We start from the raw sequence: 21,876 nt of genomic DNA, 5'->3' as shown, positions 1-21,876 counted from the left end.
CATGTTTGTTTATTTAAGGTTTTCTATTTTATTCACTTTAAAATCTGTAAAAAGTACATGGTTCTGCCACAAGCGTAGAGCAAAATACCCCTCTCCTTTACCTTTTGTCACAGGTAGACTGAAAAGTTCTTCCCCATTCACCCGGAAAGTCGTTACTCCGTTCACCACACGGATACGTATTTCGTACCACTGCCCAGCCTTGAGCAGATAAGCGGCATCTGTATACTCTTTCAATACAGGTTTGATTTTGGCATCATCTACTCCGTAGTATTCTGCATGATACTCGCGGAAACGTGTTGTCTTGTTTTCATTACCACCATAACCTACATAATATAAATTCAGAGTATTATAATTTTTAAATTCCCCGTTACGCCATCGGCTACGAGTAAAGAAGTCATTAGGATAAGTGGGGTCATTAGCACCCCAAAAGCAGTTCATATCACTAAGACGATCGTACTTACCGTTCTCCAAAATAAACTTAACACGATAGCTGATTTCATAATTACCCGTCAGACGGTGTTTATACCAGAGGGAAAGTCCATCAGGAGAAACAATATCCATAGTATCTCCCATGCATGTGATACACACTTCACCAGAAGAGTCTTCAGGTATCCAATCCGAAAGTTTATTGGTAGCTTCCACTGCTACACCAGAGAAAAAACAGAATATGAGTCCTATCAATAAAGGTTGTAATCGCATATTTAGTTAATCCAATAATTTTACATTATACAAAGAAACCTCTCTTTTTTGGAAAAGAGAGGTATAAATCGTTCAAAAGAAGTATAAAAATGTAGTTATCTACCCAAATCGAAGAGTACTAAATAGGAATTTATATTTTTTCCCCTTTAGTTTTAGTGGAACGAGGAGTACCTTACGGATGCAGTTCCTCAAAAGCTCTGTTTTCTTCTTGAATAGTACGAACCGTTTCTTCCAGCTCTCCAATAGGCAAATCGAAATTGTACCAATCATTATAACAATCTGTAACGTACCATTTATCTCCTATCAATTCAAAAACGATACGAAGAGAAGGTTCAGACTCATCATAACCTGCTTCAAACTCTTTGAGAGTGGCTTTATTCACGGTAAAACGGGAAATGTATACTCCTCCTTCTTCCTCCGTGATACGTCCTTCTTTCAAAGTTTCCTCATCGAGCAAAGGCCATTTGTCCCGTGTGAAAGGGAATTTCTGTTCTGTCTCACCATCATCTTTCAATAAGATAATAGGAGACTTTAAAGGAAACTTGATACGGGAATACTGAAATGAAGCACTGGATGTAAACTTCTGAAGGAATGTTTTAAAATCTTCCTCGGCTACCAGACTATTAGTTGATAGCATAAGTGCTGTACACAGACAAAAGACAAAGTGAATTACCTTCATATAAATACATTGTTATTCAAGGCGCAAAGATAATATAAAAGTGATAAGATGATAGATTTACCATCTTTTTTTCAAATACTCATATCCAAAGCGGCACCGTAAGCAGTCTTTTTTGTCGCAATATTCCTTTTGCAATTGAAGTAAAGCTTGCGAATCGGCAGCCGTATAAACAGGTAATCCGGCACCACTCCATAGGCGGGTGACATAGTTGTTTTCAGCTTTCAACGTTTCAAGAAAATGGGTAGCCCGGTTACAAAGGGATTCATCTGCTTTGTGTAGCCCGTAAGCATAAAGGAAAGGAATGATCGTATTGATGAGGATCAGGTTCAAAGCATTCTCTCCTACCCGTTTTTCCTGTTTCGAAGATATTTTCTTAAAAGTAAAGTGTTCTTCCCAATAAGAGGAAGTTTTTATAGTAAGCATCTTTTTTACCTTTTCCAGTGTACTAGCTTCCATGACGCGAGAAAAAAGAGATTGCTCTTTATGATATAAATAAGCTAGTTGTGCCAGACGGACATGAGGGAAGTTACCAGGGCGTAAACGGAGGAAACGCCATTGTTCGACAGCCATCGGAACAGATAATTCAAATTTATGTTGCAGATAATGAAACTCTTTCCGGAGTTTTTGATAATATTCATCGTTTTCCGGAAACTCATCTTCTAACAATCCGGCCTGTCCCAGGAAAAAAGCTTCTATCTGAAACAGATTATCCCGATGCTTGTCCATCGCACGGAAAGGTAAATGATTAGCCCATGCTTCAAAAGCATCTCCATTCAACCCGAAGCCAAAATTACGGGCAAGGGTAATAAAAAAAACATCCTCCCAATGATTATTACACTTTTCTAAACGTCTTGTAATGGCATAGGATTTCTGCTCGAAACGTTCTACCTGTAAAACTGACAACCAAGAATGAATGGTAAATTTAGGAAGTGAACCGAGAATGGAGTAACAAGGTGGATAAATCTCTGCCTGACGCAGTTCTCCGTATCGACGGCTGACGCTTTCGGGACATTGAAGTAGCAGTTGGGGAACAGTCTCTCCGTTAGTACGGGTGACTTCACAGTCAGCTTCACCCACTACATGAAGGATAACACTGTTATATGCATTATCTAATTGATGCCCATGACGATACCAATCGGAAGAGCGGGTATGTATCTCTACATTTCCTACCCAAATCGTACCGTCGATTTTCAGCTTGGCGTTAAAGAAATCGGGGCCTGCATTCATGTTTGGCAATCCGGTATCTATTACTTCGACCGGCTGTCCGGAGGTCGTTTGGAGTGCAGTCAGGGGAAAAATCTTATGCCTCCAAACGTAATGCAGTAATTGTTCCATTGTTAACAAGACGTTAATGTTGTGTGCAAATGTAAGAAAAAGATTACCTTTGCGTCCTATAGTTTGTTGATAAACTGAATAAAATACAAAAAAACAATGAAAATAGCATTAATCGGTTACGGGAAAATGGGTAAGGAAATCGAAAAGATTGCCCTCAATCGCGGACATGAAATCGTCAGCATCATCGACATCAATAATCAGAAGGACTTCGAATCGACAGCTTTTAAGGATGCCGATGTAGCCATAGAATTTACTAATCCGATGGTGGCTTACAATAATTATATAAAAACTTTCAAAGCAGGCGTAAAGTTGGTTTCGGGTAGTACCGGCTGGTTGGAAGAGCATGGTGAAGAAGTAAAGAAACTTTGTACAGAAGGTGGTAAGACATTGTTCTGGTCTTCTAACTTCAGTTTAGGAGTAACTATATTCTCTGCCGTCAACAAATATCTGGCAAAGATAATGAACCAATTTCCCGCTTACGACGTCACCATGAGCGAGACACATCATATACATAAATTGGATGCTCCAAGTGGAACGGCAATCACTCTCGCCGAAGGTATTCTGGAAAATCTTGACCGCAAAGACCATTGGGTAAAAGGGAGATTACAGGCTGCCGACGGAACAATTTCTGGTTCTATGGAGTGTGCTGCAAACGAATTATCAGTAAGCTCTATCCGCGAAGGAGAAGTTCCAGGTATACACAGCATCCGTTATGATTCCGAAGCAGACAGTATTACAATCACCCACGATGCAAAGAACCGTAAAGGTTTCGCACTGGGTGCCGTATTGGCTGCCGAATATACCGCAAAACATGAAGGTTTCTTAGGAATGGACGACTTATTCCCTTTCTTGAAATAAACAAAATTAAATGATACATTATGAGAAAAGCAACACGTACCCAATGGATTAAATTCGGTATTGTTACCTTATTATATTTTGCATTTCTTATCTGGGTGAAAAGCTGGTTGGGACTGATTGTCGTTCCTTTTATATTCGACATTTACATCAGCAAAAAGATACCCTGGGGTTTCTGGAAGAAGTCCAAGAACCCGGCAGTGCGTAGCGTAATGAGTTGGATAGATGCTATAGTCTTCGCTTTGGTAGCTGTCTATTTCGTTAACATCTACATATTCCAAAATTACCAGATACCATCTTCTTCTCTGGAGAAATCATTACTGGTAGGCGATTTTCTATACGTCAGTAAGGTCAGCTATGGTCCGCGTGTACCGAATACTCCGCTCTCCATGCCGTTGGCGCAGCATACACTGCCTGTCTTCAACACAAAATCGTACTTTGATTGGCCACAATGGAAATATAAGCGTGTACCGGGTTTCGGAAAAGTCAAGCTAAATGATATTGTGGTATTCAACTTTCCTGCCGGAGATACGGTTGCTACTAACTACCAACAAACCACCGACTTCTATACCCTTGCCTACAATGAAGGACAACGTATGTATCCGAATAAAATAAACATGGATAGCTTGACGCGCGATCAACAGCGTACTGTCTATGACTTATATTATAATGCCGGACGAAATCTTATTCTTTCCAATCCCAAAATGTATGGCGAGGTTTTAGAACGCCCTGTAGATCGCCGCGAGAATTATGTGAAACGTTGTGTCGGCCTGCCAGGAGATACTTTACAGATTAAAGGTGGACAAGTTTACATTGATGGTAAAGCTATTAAAAATCCGGAAGATCTACAGTTCAACTATTTTGTGCAGACTACCGGCCCGTATATTCCCGAAGAAATGTTTCACGAACTGGGTATCAGTAAAGACGATCAATCGCTAATGACGAATGACCTGAATTGGGAGGAAGGGCTTATGGAAATGGGACTAGACCGCCGCGATACTCAGGGGCGTTTAACTCCGGTCTATCATTTACCGCTTACCCGGAAAATGTACGACACGCTTGCCGGAAACAAGAAACTTATCAGCCGTATCGTTATGGAACCGGAAACCTTCTCGGGACAGATGTACCCCTTGAACCTATATACCCAATGGACACGGGATAACTATGGTCCTATCTGGATACCTTCCAAAGGATCTACCATCACTCTGACAGCGGATAACTTACCTATCTACGAACGCTGTATCGTGGCATACGAAGGTAATAAATTGGAACAAAGACCGGATGGCATCTATATCAATGGTGAAAAAACCGATACTTATACTTTCAAAATGGACTACTATTGGATGATGGGCGATAACCGTCATAACTCCGCCGACTCCCGTTATTGGGGATTTGTTCCGGAAGACCATGTAGTGGGTAAACCTATTGTGGTTTGGCTTTCTTTGGATAAAGACCGGGGGTGGTTCGACGGAAAAATCCGATGGAACAGAATATTTAAGTGGGTAGATAATATTTAGGGATTAAACTAATTAAAAATGATAAGATAAAATCGGAAAATGAAAGTACGGAAGATAACAGGAACAGTAATCGGAGTAATATTCGTAGTAGTATTACTCCGTAGCTGTGTAGCAACTTCCTATCTTATTCCTTCTTCAGGCATGGAAAATTCTCTTTATTGCGGAGAACGTATTCTCGTAAACAAATGGAGCTATGGCCTGCGGCTTCCATTTATAAATATTTGTGGATATCATCGCTGGATGGAAAAGCCGGTACAGAAAGAAGATATTATCGTATTCAACAACCCGGCAAGCCTCTCGGAACATACCATCGACCAAAAGGAAGTATTTATCAGTCGCTGCCTGGGAGTACCTGGAGACACATTGTTAATAGACTCTCTTTTTTCCGTAATTCCATCGGAAAAGAATGCACCAGACCAAAAGTTTCTCTATACTTATCCACGACAAAAAGAATGTCAGCTGGATTCACTGCTCATCATCCTGTCTATCTTCCCCAACAAGTTGTTGGGACAAGATAGTGTCAGAAGTGTACGAAGTTTCAGCCGATATGAGTATTACTTACTGGAACAGGCACTGGGAAACAATAACTGGATAGAACCTATAAGCAAAGAAGACTCTACCGAAGTGTTGAAACCACTCATCATTCCAGGTAAAGGAAAACCTGTACGAGTATATCCATGGAATATAACTTTACTGCGGAATACCCTTGTATTGCATGAGAAAAAGCATGCCGAGATAAAAAATGATACACTGTACGTAGAAAGTAAACCAGTACAGCATTGCTACTTCACTAAAGACTATTACTGGGTAGGTGCCAACAATTCTATCAACCTCTCCGATTCACGTTTATTCGGTTTTGTACCTAAAGACCATATCATCGGAAGAGCTTCCCTCATCTGGTTCTCCAAAGAAAAAAAATCAGGACTGTTTAAGGGTTATCGTTGGAACAGGATGTGGAGGGAAGTAAAATAAATAGAAAAAAGTTGCCTTCATCTCTTATAACATCCTCAACATCTCACACTCAAATGTATTTTCTTTCTAGTCATCAGCACGGTAAGAATTACCTTATAGAACAGGGAAAATTAACTGTAAATCTACCAATGAGTATTCTTACTACGGCAATGATTAAGATTAGTAATCAGAAAAAGAGAATAATTTTTAGAAAATAGACTACTAATATCCAGGAGACATATTAAAAAAATTGCAGAAATTATCTACCTAAAAAAATATTTCAATAACTTTGTTTTCGGTAAACATAACGATAAAGAATTCGTAAATCTTATAATTGAGTATTATAAACTTATTACTTTATCGCTATTCAACAAACAATTAACTACAATTTATCAAATCGGCGTTAAATACATTAATGAAAACTGTATATCTTTCTTCTGCCTATTTGGCACCCATAGAATATTATACCAAACTTCTGGTATACGATGAAGTGTTTATCGAACAATATGACCATTATGTGAAACAGACATATCGTAATCGTTGCACCATTGCTGCACCAGACGGTGAATTAATTCTTTCTATTCCTACGGTAAAGCCCGATACACAGAAATGCCTGATGCGTGATATACGTATTTCTGATCATGGAAACTGGCGACATCTTCATTGGAATGCCATTGAATCTGCTTACAACCATACACCTTTCTTTGAATATTACAAAGACGATTTCCGACCTTTCTACGAAAAGAAATATGAATTTCTAGTCGATTTCAATGAGGAACTTTGCCACCTTATCTGTTCATTGATTGATATACAACCAAACATAAATCGTACGACTGAGTATCGTATGGAATTTACACCAGATGAAGCAGACTTCCGAGAACGCATTCACCCTAAAAAAGATTTCAAGAAAGAAGACCTTGACTTCTTACCCAAACCTTATTATCAGGTATTTCAGGAAAAACTTGGTTTCTTACCCAATCTCAGTATTATCGACTTATTATTTAATATGGGACCAGAAAGCCTATTAATACTCCAACAATGATCTTTTGACTTTTCAACTATATATCCTGATGACAGGAATTAAAGTAATACCTGGAAATTCTCACTCCTCACGAGAGAATTTCTGTAGGAACTCTACCAAGTTCTCCCCTTCCGACAGATTTAGCTTCTTACGTAAACGATAACGGCTAATTTCCACCCCTCGTAAAGATATGTTCATCAACGGAGCTATTTCCTTAGAAAGTAGGTTCATCTTGATATAAGCACAAAGTAATTTATCCTTATTATTCAAGTCCGGATAGGCTTCTTCCAACCTTTTGAAAAAATCATGATGCACAGAATCAAATGTACTCTGAAATGCCTGGAGATCATTATCATGCTCAATATTCGTCTCAATTTGTCCCAATAAACGTAATGTTTTCCGACGGAGCATAACCAGATTTTCCTCACTGATGGAATGTGATATTCCAAGTACTTCTTTCTTGATGTCCAACAGAATTTCGTTTTTTCGTACTATATTCAAAGTACTTCGAATAAGTTCTTCCGATTTATGTCTTAACTCCGATTGCAGATTTTCTTCCTTTAGAGAATCAATCTTCTGGTCTTTCAAATCACTCTCTTTCTTGAATTGCTGTTTTTGACGATAAAGTTCAAGCTCTTTCTGTACAACCAAACGTTTTCGCCCGATAGAAATTCGATAATATACATAGCCTATCAACAACACAATCAATACAGAATATAGCATATAGCTCCACCAGGATCGATACCAAGGTGGTAATACCTCAAAAGAGAAAGATGCTGTTATCGGGTCTTCCTGATTGACCCGTGTACGAACATAGAATGTATATTTACCTTCGGGCAGAGCTGTATATTCCTTGATTGTGTTTTCGGTAGACTGGCTCCAAGGTTCTGATACCGGCCCCTCCAACTTACAAGAATAAAATAAAGCGAGCGACTTATCATAATTATTAGCACTATATTCTATACGAATAGAATTATGTTTATAAGGAACTTTTATTTTACGTTCGTTGGGTATATAACTGCGACCATATATAAGAGAATCTTTCACACCTCTCAGGTACACATATCTAACTTGCAAATTCAATGGATATTTCTTCACTCGTTTCTGCATAAAATGCAGTATAGAGAAACCTTCCTCCATACCTATAATAGCTTCATTACTCGTAAGTAAATTAACATGTTCAAAGTCTTCTATCAGATAATCCTTCAAATAAACTTCATTTTCACTACGATAATATTTTTTTTGAGCTGGGTTATAATGCAATAGTTTTAAAGCTCCATCCGTAGCATACCAGATATTTTTCAACGAATCCTGCATTATATAGGTATAAGCAGTTCTGCCACTCAATTCTTTTTCAAGTACATCGCACCTTTCCAAACAGTCTTTCAAACGATTATAACGAAATAGTCCTTCTCGTGAAGCAATCACCATTTCACCATTAATCGCTGCAATACATACATTGTTTCCGAAAGGTAATTCTTTGGAATTATAACACTTCTCCCGAACAATAGAGTCACATTCTTCTGAAAGAACCAGGCGATACACACCTCCTTCTTTGTTTGCAGTCCATAAAGCATTAGTTATCGGTTCTATATACAAACTCTTGGAAGAATATGCTTTCCCCTTGATTTTTTGATCCAGTTTCCAACGACCAGCCACTTTCTTCAATAGATATAGCCCATTATAAGTGGCAATCAATAATCGGTCTTTACGTTGTAAGGGTTTCACCCACCATACTCCGCGAATATTAATGTAATATAACTCGTCTCTGTCCAAAACTCCAAGAGAAGTAGTTCCTGCACAAAACAGTTTATCATCATACACGGCCAAAGAATAGATTTGCCCTACTATCCCTTCAACAGGATTTAGTTCCTGATCTTTGTTTAACATCACCGGATAATCAGACATAAACACACCTTGGTTAGTACCCAGATACAATTTATCATGATATAGACATGAAGCATATCCACTCCCTATGGGTACACTATTCTGAAAAGCCGGTGAGTGTAAATGGACACAATCAATACCATTGTCCAATCCCAACCAGAGATTATCCTCTCTATCGAAAAACAAAGATAGTATCGTTTTATTCTGTAAACCGTTATGAGTCGAAATATGCTCTACTTCTCCCGTATCTAAATTTAATAACATTAAGCCATCTTGTACCGTCCCTAATGCCAATATTGAATCCTTGATATCTGCGCAAAAAAGACGACTCCTCTTCAGAAAATCATCTGCAGATGTTTGAAAAGGTACTAATACTCCATTTTCATAAGAAAGTAAACCACCTTCATTTCTTACTACAAGTAGTTTATCTTGATAAGAAAATATACCTACAATTCTTTTAGTTACATTATCTATTTCAGAAACTGTATTAGGAAGTAATGTAAATTCATCCCCATTTAAAAGGAATAAGCCAGTTCCTGCCACATAAAGTTGATCGCCCACCAAGGCCGAATGAACGATATTATTACAAGTTATCCGATGGATACGTTCTTTTTCAAAACAAAAGACAGCATTATCCGATTGAAAAAATACCCTATCTTTAGCCACATGAATATTCCAGATATTTCCAACGATCTTTTTATCTATAGTATCTGAAAGACAAACATAATCTAAACGTCCTAATGAATCAGGAACAAAATAACCAAACTGTTGAAGTCCACCTACATAAATACGTCCGTCATTACCCGCCTTCACAGCCCGCATCTTTGCATTGTGAATAGGATAAACAGACCAATTGGTTCCATCAAACTCTAAAAGGCCATTATTATTAGCAAAATACATCCAACCATTATCACACTGCATTATCATCCAATTCTGAGAAGCGGCTTTATATGAGTGGCGGGCATAATTCGTAATGGAACGTTGCCAACTACCCCACGAAGGAGTACATGTTAACAACATTAAAAAAAAGAACATATAAGACTCTCGTTTCATAGTAGTTAAGTTATTGAATTACGAAAAACAAAGGTATGTTTTTTTCTCTAAATCTCATACATCCCATATACTTTTTTCAAATTTGTTCATTCATGAACTTCAAAAAGTTCTTTTAAAAAAGAAATATTTACAGTATACAGATGTACCAATATAAATATACTAATTCATTATTTATCAATAAATTAATTTTTTTTAGGAGAAAGTTTTGACGTAGTTAAAAATAAAGATTGAGAAAGTTATGATGTAGTTCTTAATAAAGTATTATAATGCAATATGACTATTTTTGTTTCGTTCAAACGAAAAAATTAATATTAATTAAATCTATGTATTATGAGAAGAAAGATTTTTTCTTGGAAACTAATACAGCTATTATCCCTCTGCTGTATGTTTTTTCTCTCTAATTTAGGGACATTTGCCCAAAGCAGCATTACCATTAAAGGACAAGTGGTAGACGCTGCGACTAATGAAAGCCTTATTGGTGTATCCATTCAAGAGAAAGGTACGACAAATGGAGCTATTACGGATATGGATGGTCATTATAGCCTGAAAGTAGCCGATAACTCAACGATCGTCTTTTCTTATATTGGATATCAAACTGTAGAGTTAAAAGCTTCTGCTGCCAATGGAGTTATTAAACTGAAAGAAGACAGCGAAACTCTGCAAGAAGTCGTAGTAGTAGGTTACGGTGTACAGAAGAAAGTAAATCTTTCAGGATCGGTATCAGCAATTGAAGGTGAGAAAATCGCAGAAAAGCCGTCAGCCAATGCCCTTGCAGCTTTACAGGGTGAACTTCCCGGTGTAGCAGTATTGCGTAGTAGCGGTCAGCCCGGTAGTGAGACATCAGGTATGCGTATCCGCGGTTTCTCATCTGTTAACTCTACCTCTACCCTGGTATTGATTGATGGTATTGAAGGGGATATGACCTTATTGAATCCTAACGACATTGAGTCTATTTCTGTACTAAAAGATGCTGCTTCAGCAGCCATCTATGGTGCACGCGCAGCTGCAGGTGTTGTACTGATCACTACAAAAAGCGGTGTAGAAGGTAAGCCCAGGATCAATTATAACGGTTCTTTTTCATTCAACACGCCGGGTAATATGCCTGAACGTTTAACAGCTTGGGAAGAACAAGCGTTCATTGACCAAAGCCGTCTTGCCGCTACAGGTAAAACTGAATGGACTGCAGAAAAAGCATCTTGGGTAGGTAACCCGAATTTCAACTATCGTCCGCTATCCAATGGACGCTGGGATTATTTTGGTGCAACCAACTGGGTTGCGGAAGGTACTAAAGACTTCACTACTCAACAAAATCATTCTCTTTCTGTCAGTGGTGGAAGCAAAGCCATCAACTATATGTTGTCAGCTAACTTTTTCACAAAGAACGGTTTATTGAAATATGGTCCAGACAGTAATGACCGTTATAATCTACATGCCAAAATCAATACCTCTATTAATAAGTATATAGATTTAGGTGTAAACGTTCAATATCAATCCAAAGAAGTTGAATCATCTTCTTACGGAGCAGGTGCATTATTCGGCGCACTCTATTCCGGCCGTGGTCGCCAAGCTATTTATGTCCCGGAACCAGATGATAGTGGTAGTATCTACAATGGTGACCTTCAAGTAAACCCCATTGACATTATGAAAAACGGTGGGGCAAAGAAAACAAAATATGAAGCATTCATCGGAAAAGCAAACCTGACAATCAAGGACTTGGTTGAAGGTTTACGTATCAACTTAAGTGCATCACGTAAAGCAGGATACTATTCTGAAGTAAATGAAAAGCATGCTTTGCTTTGGTATGATAGAGTTGGAAATACCGTCAGAAGTAGAGCTAATGACCCCAACTCTCTTTATAAGAAAAAGAACTCGGATTTTCACGATTTGTTAGAAGCTACCGTTAACTACTCATTTGATTTAGATGACAAAAATCACAATTTCAGTATTTTGGCAGGTTCTTCTTACGAAAATTATCGGAAAGACGAGATTGATGTAACTGCCAAAAATCTCATTTCTGATGATTTCTTCTCTTTCAATGGTGGTTTCGATACTTCTGTAGCAACCAATACAGTAATAGGTGATAATATAGAGCCATGGTCTATGATGTCTTATTTCGGCCGTCTTAACTATAACTATAAAGAACGCTATCTGTTAGAAGCCAATGTACGTTATGACGGAAGTTCTCGTCTAGCCCCAGACAAACGTTGGAGAGCATTCCCTTCAGTTTCCGGTGCATGGCGTGTCAATATGGAAGATTGGTTCAACGTAGACTTTGTAAGTAATCTGAAACTTCGTGCTTCTTGGGGACAATTGGGTAATGGTGCCGTGTTAGGCCTTTATGACTATATATCATTACTCAGTGACACACAAGATAACACTCCTGCCACTTATAACGGTGAAAAATGGTACTATCAAGCCAATCTGCCTTCTACAGAGAAAACATGGGAGGTTATCGAAACAACCAACATCGGTGTAGACTTCGGTTTTTTGAATAATCGTTTAACCGGTAGTTTTGAATATTACTGGAAATACAACAATGATATGCTTTCATCTCCCCAGTTGCCTCATCAAATCGGTATCGGTGTACCCAAGCTCAACATCGGTAAATTGAAGACATGGGGTTGGGATTTCAATATCAGTTGGAAAGACAAAATCAAAGATGTAAGTTATCAAGTAAGTTTCAATCTTTCAGACAGCGATAATAAATTGGTAGAATACAATGGAGCCAGCGTAATCAAAGCAGGTGCTGTAGAATTATTGGAAGGTTATTCAATCAATACGATCTGGGGATACGAAACAGATGGTTTCTGGAAAAGCCGTGAAGAATACGAACAATATAAGAAAGATCATCCGGGCTATAAATCCTTCAACGATGGTAAAATAAGTGGTGGTGATGTAAAATACGTAGCACAAGGTAAAGCAGACCATGAAATTGGTGTAGGTGGTGCCACTCCTGAAGACCCGGGAGATTTGGTTTGTTTAGGTAATTCCAACGGTCGTTATCTTTACGGTATCAATTTGGCTGCACAATGGAAAGGTTTCGACATTTCTGTCATGTTCCAAGGTGTCGGCAAACGTAAAGTTATGATCAACCCGGAAGCATTTGCTCCATTGTGGCAAGATTATCAGATGCCGTGGACTATCCACAAAGACCACTGGACTGAAGACAACCAAGATGCTTATTTCCCGCGTATCTACCAATACAAAGGAAATGATTTCAACTTTAAAACGTCAGATAGATGGGTACAGAATGGTGCATATTTCCGTCTCAAGAATTTGACATTAGGCTATACAGTTCCGGTATCCAAGAAATACATTGACCGTCTGAGAGTATATGTAGCAGGTGAAGACATCTGGGAACACAGTAATATGCTTTCCGTTTTTGACCCGGAAATTGGTAATGATGCCAAAAGAAGTATCTATCCGTTCTTCCGTACTTGGACAGTCGGATTAAATGTTTCATTCTAAACCATTAGACACATTATGAAAAAAATATATTCACTTTTAATATCCGCTCTACTGGTTACCGGTTGCACACTGGACAGAGAACCGGAAACATCTTTAGCAGATAATAACTTCTGGACATCAGAAACTTTCCTGAGAGGTGCTTGTAACAGACTATATATTGACCTTCCGGGTTTTTCTCATGACAAACGTTCAGACGAACTTGTTGGTCCTAACCAAGATTTAACTTCCAGTGGTAACCGTAGCGTTCCCGGCACTTCCGGTGATTGGACTGATCCTTACAATAAGATAGGAAGATGTAACAATATTATTATTAAAACAGAAGCAAGTACTTCTTTTTCACAAGCTGTAAAAGACCGTTGGACCGCTGAAGCCCGTTTCTTCCGTGCCTATCACTATTTTGATTTGGTAAAGAAATACGGTGATGTTCCTTTGATCTTAAAAGCATTTGAGAATACCACAGACCCGGATATTGTCAAAGGACGTGATCCGCGTGAAACAGTCATTCAACAATGCTATACAGATCTCGAGTTTGCAGTAAAACACTTGCCAACCATTGAAGAAACAACAAAAGAGACCGATGGTATGCAAAAAGACTGGGGGCGTGTTTCCCAATCCGCTGCATTGGGTATGATTGTTCGTATCGGACTGTATGAAGGTACCCACAAAAAATATCATCAAACACCTGGTGGCGACTATAGAGCTCACCTGAAAAAAGCCATTGACGCAGCAGAAACTATGATCTATACGGAAAAGAAGCATGATCTCTATCCGGATTTTGAAAAACTGTTTGGTTTTGATGGTGAAGGCTCATCCAATAAAGAAAATGTATTCGTAAAGATTTATGGGCCGAATGGAAGTTCCGGTATTGTTACCCATAACAATGTACGTGGTCTGGAAAATAGTGTTGCCTTGACTCGAAGCATGTTGGACAACTTCCTTTACAGCGATGGTTTGCCACGTGAAAAATCACCTTTAAGGGTCGTTCCTGAAACAAAATTCAGCGATATCACAGCCAATCGTGATCCGCGTCTTAAGATGACTCTGTTCTCTCCGGGTGAAGAAGCTTTCAAAGGTCCTTATAAACCATTTAAGACTGATGATCAGACACATGGTTACGGATATGCCATTAAGAAAGGATGGGTTGCAAGTGAATGGTCTCTGAACAGTAAAGGAACTATCGATAAAATGATTATCCGATATGCCGAAATATTACTCTCTTATGCAGAAGCATTATATGAATATAACGGAAATATTAGCGACCAAAAACTGGAAGAGACAGTTAACTATGTACGTCATCGTGTAGGTTTCGACGTAAAACTGACCAACGCTTTCGTTCAGGCAAACGGTTTGGATATGCTTCAGGAAATCCGTCGTGAACGTATGGTCGAATTTATCGATGAAAGTTTGCACTATGATGACATTATTCGCTGGAAAACAGCCGAAGAAGTGTTACCCAAAGCTGTTCTCGGTCTTCTTTACAATTACGATGACACAGAAGGTACTGTAAAAGAAGAGGTAGTAAAAGATCGTTTAACCGATGCCAACGGTTATTATAAGGGAGAAAAAGTATATGACGAAGGTAATATATATGTCATTGAAGAAGCCAACTCGCGCAGTTTTGATCCCAAACGTGATTATCTCTATCCGATACCTTCTTATGAAATCGGTACTTCCGGAGGAAACATCAAACAGAATCCATATTGGGGAAATGCAGCAGAATAATAACAAACAACAAATGTAATTATGAAAAAGTTAATGATATTTTTAATGATAGTTGCTACATGTGGTTTATTCACCAGCTGTGGTGACGATGATTGGGGTAATAACAATCCGGAAATGGAACATATCTATTACTATGGATTGGGTAACGTAAAATTCCCCGGTGGAAATGAACTTAAATATAACGTGAATCAGGGAGAAACAATCGCCATTCCTACTTATTTTTGGAGTGCATATACACGATCTTACAGTCCTGTAGTAGCCTATTACACCAGCTCTGACAAGTTAGTGCTCGGTACCGATTATCAAGTAGTTGACAAAGATGGTAAAGTATTGTCTCCGGATAACAATGGCGGTTATAGTATGACTTGGCCAAATGCCAAACAAGGTAGCCAAGACGTCTATATAAAAGCTTTAAACGGTGCTACAGGTTCACTAAAGGTCTTAACTTTCGACCCTACAAAAAAAATGGATCAAACCGATGTCAGCAGTACTATTATCGTCAAGACCAACGAATACGAAGTACGTGCCTTCACCGAGAATTACTACGTTACAGTAAACATAAAGTAATTTCATAGGTATTTGTATTAAATAGGTTAATTGAATTTTAGGATTAGAGGGACGGAAATTAAAGTATATTCTTTTCCGTCCCTTTTTTTCTCACTAATTTTACCTCCATAAACTAAAACAATTAAAAGCCGCCTCAGAATTATGAAACAAACAAGTATCCGAAAAAAGATTACTACAATATGGATTGCGGCCACCGGTTTCATGCTACTCAGTACATCTACAGCCTTGGCACAACGTGAAAGCAAAACGATTAATGACAGCTGGAAGTTCTTGCAGGGAGAATGTACAACTGCTGCAGACAGTACTTTCAACGATGATACCTGGACATCCATACATCTGCCTCACACATGGAATACAGATGCTTATACAAAGAAAAATTACTACCAAGGCACAGGTTGGTATCGCCGCCGGATATCTTTACCACAGGCATGGAAAGGAAAGCAGATTTATCTGAAACTGGACGCAGCAAGCAAAGCGGCTACCATTTATATCAATGGGAAAAACATAGGTGAACATGCCGGAGGATACACTGCCTGTACATTTGATCTTACCCCTCATCTATCTTTCACTTCTTCCAATGTACTTGCCATACGTGTAGACAATGCGAGACAAGACATTGCTCCTATTTCTGCCGATTTCACTTTCTTCGGAGGTATTTATCGGGATGTATGGCTCACTGCTGTCCCGAAGCAACACTTTAATCTGACCAATCATGGTTCAGACGGTATTTTTATCAATACCCCACAGGTATCAGAAGAGAAAGCAACCATACAGATACGTGGAGAAATAATGAACGACTCCAAAGAAAAAGCAACACTCGAATTGATTAATACCGTCTATCATCCGGATGGAAGCCTTGCACAGACACAAAAGCAATTGATAAAATTAAAAGGTGGAGAAGTTTTCACTTTCAGAAATGAAACCTCTCCCATTCTTCAGCCCCAACTATGGACTCCGGAAACTCCCAATCTCTATCGTATAGAGACCGTATTACGAGACCGGAAAACTCAGGCTATCCTGGACCATAGTGATCATTATACCGGTTTTCGTTGGTTCCATTTCGATGGAGATGAAGGTTTCTTCCTGAATGGAAAACCCTACAAATTACGTGGAATATGCCGCCACCAGGATCAAAAGCCCATCGGTGTAGCCTTGACTGATGAAATGCATCGTCGTGACTTCCAATTGATGAAAGAAATGGGTGCCAATTTCATCCGTATCTCTCATTATCCACAAGACGATGCATTATTAGAGATGTGTGACAAATTCGGTATGCTTGCCTGGGAAGAAATTCCTGTGATAGATATTGTACCCGACACACCGGGCTATGCCGAAAACTGCGAACGTAACCTGCGGGAAATGATCCGTCAACACTACAATCATCCTTCCATTATTACATGGGGATACATGAATGAAATATTATTGGTTACCCAACGGAAATATAAAACCCAAGAAGCGCTAAAACCTGTACTGGAACGCACGTTAGCGCTGGCAAACCGTCTGGAGAAAGCTTTGAAAGAAGAAGATACTACCCGCGTCAGTACCATGGCATTTCACGGAAGTAATGTGTACAATACGACAGGAATAAGCAAAATTACCGACATAGTCGGTTGGAATTTATATCAGGGATGGTATGGGGGTAATTTCAATGGTTTTGACAAATTTTTGGCAGAACAACATCATAACTACCCCACACATCCGATGATTATCAGTGAATATGGTGCCGGTTCCGACCAACGCCTCCATTCATTACTTCCTCGTGCATTTGATTTCAGCATCGAATACCAGCAAATGTATCTGGAACATTATCTTCCTGTACTGGAAAATACGCCTTATATCTGCGGTGGTACCCATTGGAATTTCATTAATTTTGCATCAGCTCTACGGGACGAATCCATGCCGCGCATCAATAACAAAGGATTGGTTTACGCAGACCGTACCCCCAAAGATGTATACTATTATTATCAGGCAACTTGGCGTAAAGACATTCCTGTACTGCACATCGCCAGCCGGGATTGGATTTACCGTACAGGGATACAACGAGGAGATACTCCTGTAATACTGCCCGTGAAAGTATACACCAATTTACCGGAAGTAGAACTTTTTATTGACGGTAAATCTATAGGAAAACAAAGAACTCAAAATCATACTGCTACATTCGGAGTTCCATTCAGTAGTAAACGACCATTCCTACTTGCACAAGGCAACTACAAAGGAAACAGGATACAAGATGGTTTGAATGTACACTTTACCCCCATTCCCGCCAATCTAAATACGGCCAATCTGCACAACCTGGAATTGGCCGTCAACGTGGGAAGCAATTGTTTCTTCACCTCCGACGACAGCCAATTGACTTGGATACCCGATCAACCTTATACAGAAGGAAGTTGGGGGTATATCGGCGGTAAAGAGCAAGGTACTCAGACAGAAATAATAAACACTACCGACGATCCTTTGTTCCAGACTCTCAGGAATGATATCAAAGGTTATCGTTTTGATGTGCCCAAAGGTATTTACGAAATTGAATTTCTTTTTACAGATATATTCCGTGAGAATGCCGGAATAGCTTACCAACTCGACCGGGATGGACAGCAAGAAAACCGTGAAAACTCATTCAGCATTTATGCCAATGGAAAATTATTGGAAGAAAACCTTTCTCCATGTCACGAAAGCGGATATTTCCATGCATTACGCAAAAGATACAATATTACAAACGATAGAGATAATATTGATATACGCTTCTATTCAACAAGTGGAAAAAGCTTTTTGAATGGTATTAAACTACGAAAAATTTACTAACTTTAAAATAAAAACACCATGAGACTGAAAGTAATACAATGGATGGCCGTTTTATTGCTGTTAGCAACCAATCTTCAGGCACAATCCATTTGGGATGCAACACACCTCGCAAATGTAAAACAATCATTACAAACTCCGTTCTATGCAACGGCTTATCAAGAGCTAAAATCAGAAGCAGACAAACTGCTGGATGTACAGCCACTTTCCGTTATGATGAAAGAGAAAACACCCGGAAGTGGAAACAAACACGATTACATGAGTCTGGCACGCTACTATTGGCCCGACCCGACTAAACCGGACGGACTTCCCTACATCAGCCGTGACGGTGAATCAAATCCGGAGTTGGACAAATTCGACCGTAACCGTTTGGGAGATACTGCCGGACGTGTCACTACTCTTGCTTTGGCATGGTATTTCAGTAATGACGAAAAATATGCCCAAAAAGCAACCGAACTTCTTCGGGTGTGGTTCTTCAATAAAGATACACGTATGAACCCAAACTTGGAATATGCCCAGGTAATTATGGGACGTAACAATAACAAAGGCCGGAGTTTCGGGGTTATCGACACTTATTCTTTTATAGAAATGTTGGATGCCGTACAGTTGTTGGAACAATCCGAGTCGTTCACCAAGAAGGATTCCAAGCAACTGAAAGCTTGGTTCAGCAAACTGCTCGACTGGATTCTTACCAGCCAGCAAGGAAAGGATGAAGCCTCAGCCGCCAACAATCACAGTATTGCTTTCGATGCGCAAGCCATCGCATTCGCCCTTTATGTAGGAAACTTGAATGTAGCTCGTGACATCATCAACGCATTGCCCGAACAACGTATGTTCAAACAGATAGAACCTGACGGCAGAATGCCGCAAGAGTTACGCCGTACTCGTGCCTTCCACTATTCCCAATATAACCTGACCCATATCATAGACATCATGACAATGGCTCAAAAGTTGGGTATCTATTTGGATAACTCAACTTCGGCAGACGGACGTAATTTCTATAAAGCCATGGACTATATGGCCGGATATACCGGAAAATCTCTGGCAGAATGGCCCTATAAAGAAATCGGTAACTGGACAGAAACACAACAGAATTTCTGCAAAGACTTATACCGTACGGCTATCTATATAGGAAATCAACAAGCTACTCCCGAAAAGCTTGCCCGTAACAAGCATTATCTCCGCCTGTATAATGATAACCGTATCCTCAATCCGAATGACCGTTTCAACCTGTTATACATGCAACCGACTGCAATCGACAATGCATTCGCCTTTGCCTGCAATCAGATGAAGTTGGCCATTCAATGTGCCAACAAAGCCAGAAAAGAACAAGATAATCTTTGTAAAAGACGTGTGGTACCACGTACTATCAGTAAAAGTGGTTCTTTGACTATGATAAATCCCAATGACTGGTGTTCCGGCTTCTTCCCCGGTTCATTGTGGCAAATATATAACTATACCAACGATAGTTATTGGCGCCAGCAAGCCATCAGTTTCACCTGGCTCATAGAAGATGCCAAATGGAATACCGGTACTCACGATCTCGGTTTCATGATGAACAATAGTTTTGGTAAGGCTTGGGAACTCACTGGAGAACGTTCTTACAAAGATGTAGTGTTGCAAAGTGCCAAAAGCCTCATTACCCGTTACAATCCCAAAGTTGGATGTATCCGTTCCTGGGGCAGAAACAGTGACACCAAAAAGTTCACCGTCATCATCGACAACATGATGAACCTGGAGATGCTTTTCCGTGCTACCCAGGAAACAGGTGACTCCATTTACTATAAAATTGCAGTGAAACACGCAGATACCACAATCAAAAACCATTTCCGCCCCGATTACTCGTCCTATCACGTGGTAGAATACGATCCTGCCACAGGAAACGTACAAAGCCGGCACACTGCCCAGGGATTTTCCGATGACTCTTTCTGGAGCCGTGGACAAGCATGGGGATTGTATGGTTATACATTGTGCTATCGTTTCACCAAAAATCCGGCTTATCTGGCACAAGCCCGGCACATTGCCGATTTCTTCTTCGGTTTGCCTAATTTACCGGAAGACCTCATTCCTTACTGGGACATGAAAGCCCCGAATATCCCTAATACTCCAAGAGACGCTTCGGCGGCCGCCATCATGGCATCGGCCCTTTATGAGCTTTCTGCCTATGTTTCACCGGCAGACAGTAAACGTTATAAAGACATCGCCGATAAAATGGTAGATAGCCTTAACAAGCATTATCAGGCAGAACCCGGTACTTCTTATGGTTTCTTATTGCTCCATTCCACCGGTCATCACCCCGGAAACAGTGAAATAGATGTACCGCTGAATTATGCAGACTATTATTATTTGGAAGCATTGGGCAGAAAAAAAGCACTTGAGACAAATTAAATATTTTCTGATAATATACAGATAGTAAAGAAACGATTAAATCCCTATCTTTGCGATTATAAACAGAAGAATATAATCCATGTTATTAACTAAATAAAAAAATCATGAAGAACTTATTTGACATTAAAGGCAAAGTAATCGTAATTACCGGCGGTTGTGGTATTTTAGGAAAAAACATCGCTAATTATCTTGCAGAGCAAGGTGCGAAGATCGTTGTTCTGGACCGTGTAGAAGAAATAGGTAAACAACTCGAAGCAGAGTTGAACGAAAAAACAGAAGCATTGTTCCTGATGACCGATGTACTGAATAAAGAAGTATTGGAAGATAACAAAAAAGCAATCATCGAACGTTTCGGTACTATCGACGTATTGCTGAATGCGGCAGGCGGTAACATGCCGGGGGCAACCATCGCTCCGGACAAAACCGTACTTGATCTGGATGTAGATGCTTTCCGCAAGGTAGTAGATCTGAATCTTTTCGGTACCGTACTTCCTACAATGGTATTTGTAGACGTCATGGCAAAGAACAAGAAAGGCGCTATCGTCAATTTCTGTTCCGAATCAGCTCTCCGCCCGTTGACCCGTGTAGTAGGTTATGGCTCAGCTAAAGCCGCTATCGGTAACTATACCCGTTATATGGCAACCGAACTTGCCACCAAATTCAGCCCCGAACTCCGTGTGAACGCCATTGTCCCAGGCTTCCTGTTGACAAACCAAAACCGTGCCCTGTTGACGAACCCCGACGGTTCTTATACAGATCGTGCGAAGACTATCATCGCCCATACTCCTTGCGGTCGTTTCGCAGAACCGGAAGAACTGTTCGGAACGATCCATTATCTCATCAGTGATGCATCCAGTTTCGTAACCGGTGCGCTTTCTGTAGTAGATGGTGGTTTCGATGCATTCTCTATCTAACCGGCGTAATGCCGGAGCAAGGTT

At 39.8% G+C, this 21,876-nt stretch carries 14 protein-coding genes; 10 read left to right on the top strand and 4 right to left on the bottom strand.

Annotated elements, in window-relative coordinates; translation table 11 throughout:
* Positions 1-9: 9 nt before the first annotated feature.
* From C1A09_RS02290 to C1A09_RS02280, 3 genes are all read right to left on the bottom strand, one after another.
* Positions 10-699, bottom strand: a complete 690-nt coding sequence (locus C1A09_RS02290; protein WP_101542112.1) for a DUF6250 domain-containing protein — start codon at positions 697-699, stop codon at positions 10-12.
* Between the two features lie 172 nt (positions 700-871).
* Positions 872-1,378 carry a DUF4348 domain-containing protein gene (locus C1A09_RS02285; RefSeq protein ID WP_101542111.1) on the bottom strand — a complete coding sequence of 169 codons (507 nt, stop codon included), beginning with the start codon at positions 1,376-1,378 and terminating at the stop codon, positions 872-874.
* Between the two features lie 57 nt (positions 1,379-1,435).
* Positions 1,436-2,713 (bottom strand): DUF2851 family protein, encoded by a 1,278-nt coding sequence (locus C1A09_RS02280; RefSeq protein WP_101542110.1) that lies wholly within the window; start codon positions 2,711-2,713, stop codon positions 1,436-1,438.
* Positions 2,714-2,809: 96 nt separating this feature from the next.
* On the opposite strand from C1A09_RS02280, the gene dapB reads away from it, so the two are divergent.
* The 4 genes from dapB (at position 2,810) to C1A09_RS02260 (ending at position 7,078) form a co-directional block, all read left to right on the top strand.
* Positions 2,810-3,571, top strand: a complete 762-nt coding sequence (gene dapB, locus C1A09_RS02275; protein ID WP_101542109.1) for a 4-hydroxy-tetrahydrodipicolinate reductase — start codon at positions 2,810-2,812, stop codon at positions 3,569-3,571.
* Positions 3,572-3,591: 20 nt separating this feature from the next.
* Positions 3,592-5,085, top strand: coding sequence for a signal peptidase I (lepB, locus tag C1A09_RS02270; protein ID WP_101542108.1), 1,494 nt, complete (start codon positions 3,592-3,594; stop codon positions 5,083-5,085).
* A gap of 39 nt (positions 5,086-5,124) precedes the next feature.
* Positions 5,125-6,057, top strand: coding sequence for a signal peptidase I (gene lepB, locus C1A09_RS02265; RefSeq protein ID WP_101542107.1), 933 nt, complete (start codon positions 5,125-5,127; stop codon positions 6,055-6,057).
* A gap of 394 nt (positions 6,058-6,451) precedes the next feature.
* Entirely contained in the window at positions 6,452-7,078 is a 627-nt protein-coding gene (locus C1A09_RS02260; protein WP_101542106.1) for a WbqC family protein, read from the top strand.
* Between the two features lie 60 nt (positions 7,079-7,138).
* Here the strand turns inward: C1A09_RS02260 and C1A09_RS02255 are convergent, their stop codons facing one another.
* Positions 7,139-9,997 (bottom strand): ligand-binding sensor domain-containing protein, encoded by a 2,859-nt coding sequence (locus tag C1A09_RS02255; RefSeq protein WP_101542105.1) that lies wholly within the window; start codon positions 9,995-9,997, stop codon positions 7,139-7,141.
* Between the two features lie 330 nt (positions 9,998-10,327).
* Between C1A09_RS02255 and C1A09_RS02250 the strand changes: the two genes are divergently transcribed.
* From C1A09_RS02250 to C1A09_RS02225, 6 genes are all read left to right on the top strand, one after another.
* Positions 10,328-13,465, top strand: a complete 3,138-nt coding sequence (locus tag C1A09_RS02250; RefSeq protein ID WP_101542104.1) for a SusC/RagA family TonB-linked outer membrane protein — start codon at positions 10,328-10,330, stop codon at positions 13,463-13,465.
* Positions 13,466-13,480: 15 nt separating this feature from the next.
* On the top strand, positions 13,481-15,187 hold the full coding sequence (locus tag C1A09_RS02245) for a RagB/SusD family nutrient uptake outer membrane protein (protein WP_101542103.1): 1,707 nt from the start codon (positions 13,481-13,483) through the stop codon (positions 15,185-15,187).
* 45 nt (positions 15,188-15,232) lie between these two features.
* Positions 15,233-15,754: a hypothetical protein gene (locus tag C1A09_RS02240; RefSeq protein WP_233519847.1), complete on the top strand. Its 522-nt coding sequence runs from the start codon at positions 15,233-15,235 to the stop codon at positions 15,752-15,754.
* A 201-nt stretch (positions 15,755-15,955) separates the two neighbouring features.
* Entirely contained in the window at positions 15,956-18,553 is a 2,598-nt protein-coding gene (locus C1A09_RS02235; RefSeq protein ID WP_233519864.1) for a glycoside hydrolase family 2 TIM barrel-domain containing protein, read from the top strand.
* An 18-nt stretch (positions 18,554-18,571) separates the two neighbouring features.
* Positions 18,572-20,938, top strand: a complete 2,367-nt coding sequence (locus C1A09_RS02230; protein ID WP_101542100.1) for an alginate lyase family protein — start codon at positions 18,572-18,574, stop codon at positions 20,936-20,938.
* Between the two features lie 104 nt (positions 20,939-21,042).
* Entirely contained in the window at positions 21,043-21,852 is an 810-nt protein-coding gene (locus tag C1A09_RS02225; protein WP_101542099.1) for an SDR family oxidoreductase, read from the top strand.
* The last annotated feature ends 24 nt before the right edge of the window (positions 21,853-21,876 follow it).

Origin of the sequence: Bacteroides cutis (assembly GCF_900241005.1) — a bacterium.
Taxonomy (GTDB): Bacteria; Bacteroidota; Bacteroidia; order Bacteroidales; family Bacteroidaceae; genus Bacteroides; species Bacteroides cutis.
Note: the sequence above shows the minus strand (reverse complement) of the source record. Positions and strands in the feature narration are given on the sequence as shown.

Excerpts from the sequence above, each read along its gene's own strand:
- C1A09_RS02290 (WP_101542112.1), bottom strand. The coding sequence starts at position 699 with ATGCGATTACAACCTTTATTGATAGGACTCATATTCTGTTTTTTCTCT.
- lepB (WP_101542108.1), top strand. The coding sequence starts at position 3,592 with ATGAGAAAAGCAACACGTACCCAATGGATTAAATTCGGTATTGTTACC.
- C1A09_RS02250 (WP_101542104.1), top strand. The coding sequence starts at position 10,328 with ATGAGAAGAAAGATTTTTTCTTGGAAACTAATACAGCTATTATCCCTC.
- C1A09_RS02285 (WP_101542111.1), bottom strand. The coding sequence starts at position 1,378 with ATGAAGGTAATTCACTTTGTCTTTTGTCTGTGTACAGCACTTATGCTA.
- C1A09_RS02255 (WP_101542105.1), bottom strand. The coding sequence starts at position 9,997 with ATGAAACGAGAGTCTTATATGTTCTTTTTTTTAATGTTGTTAACATGT.
- C1A09_RS02225 (WP_101542099.1), top strand. The coding sequence starts at position 21,043 with ATGAAGAACTTATTTGACATTAAAGGCAAAGTAATCGTAATTACCGGC.
- C1A09_RS02245 (WP_101542103.1), top strand. The coding sequence starts at position 13,481 with ATGAAAAAAATATATTCACTTTTAATATCCGCTCTACTGGTTACCGGT.
- C1A09_RS02235 (WP_233519864.1), top strand. The coding sequence starts at position 15,956 with ATGCTACTCAGTACATCTACAGCCTTGGCACAACGTGAAAGCAAAACG.
- C1A09_RS02240 (WP_233519847.1), top strand. The coding sequence starts at position 15,233 with ATGATAGTTGCTACATGTGGTTTATTCACCAGCTGTGGTGACGATGAT.
- dapB (WP_101542109.1), top strand. The coding sequence starts at position 2,810 with ATGAAAATAGCATTAATCGGTTACGGGAAAATGGGTAAGGAAATCGAA.
- C1A09_RS02230 (WP_101542100.1), top strand. The coding sequence starts at position 18,572 with ATGAGACTGAAAGTAATACAATGGATGGCCGTTTTATTGCTGTTAGCA.
- C1A09_RS02260 (WP_101542106.1), top strand. The coding sequence starts at position 6,452 with ATGAAAACTGTATATCTTTCTTCTGCCTATTTGGCACCCATAGAATAT.
- lepB (WP_101542107.1), top strand. The coding sequence starts at position 5,125 with ATGAAAGTACGGAAGATAACAGGAACAGTAATCGGAGTAATATTCGTA.
- C1A09_RS02280 (WP_101542110.1), bottom strand. The coding sequence starts at position 2,713 with ATGGAACAATTACTGCATTACGTTTGGAGGCATAAGATTTTTCCCCTG.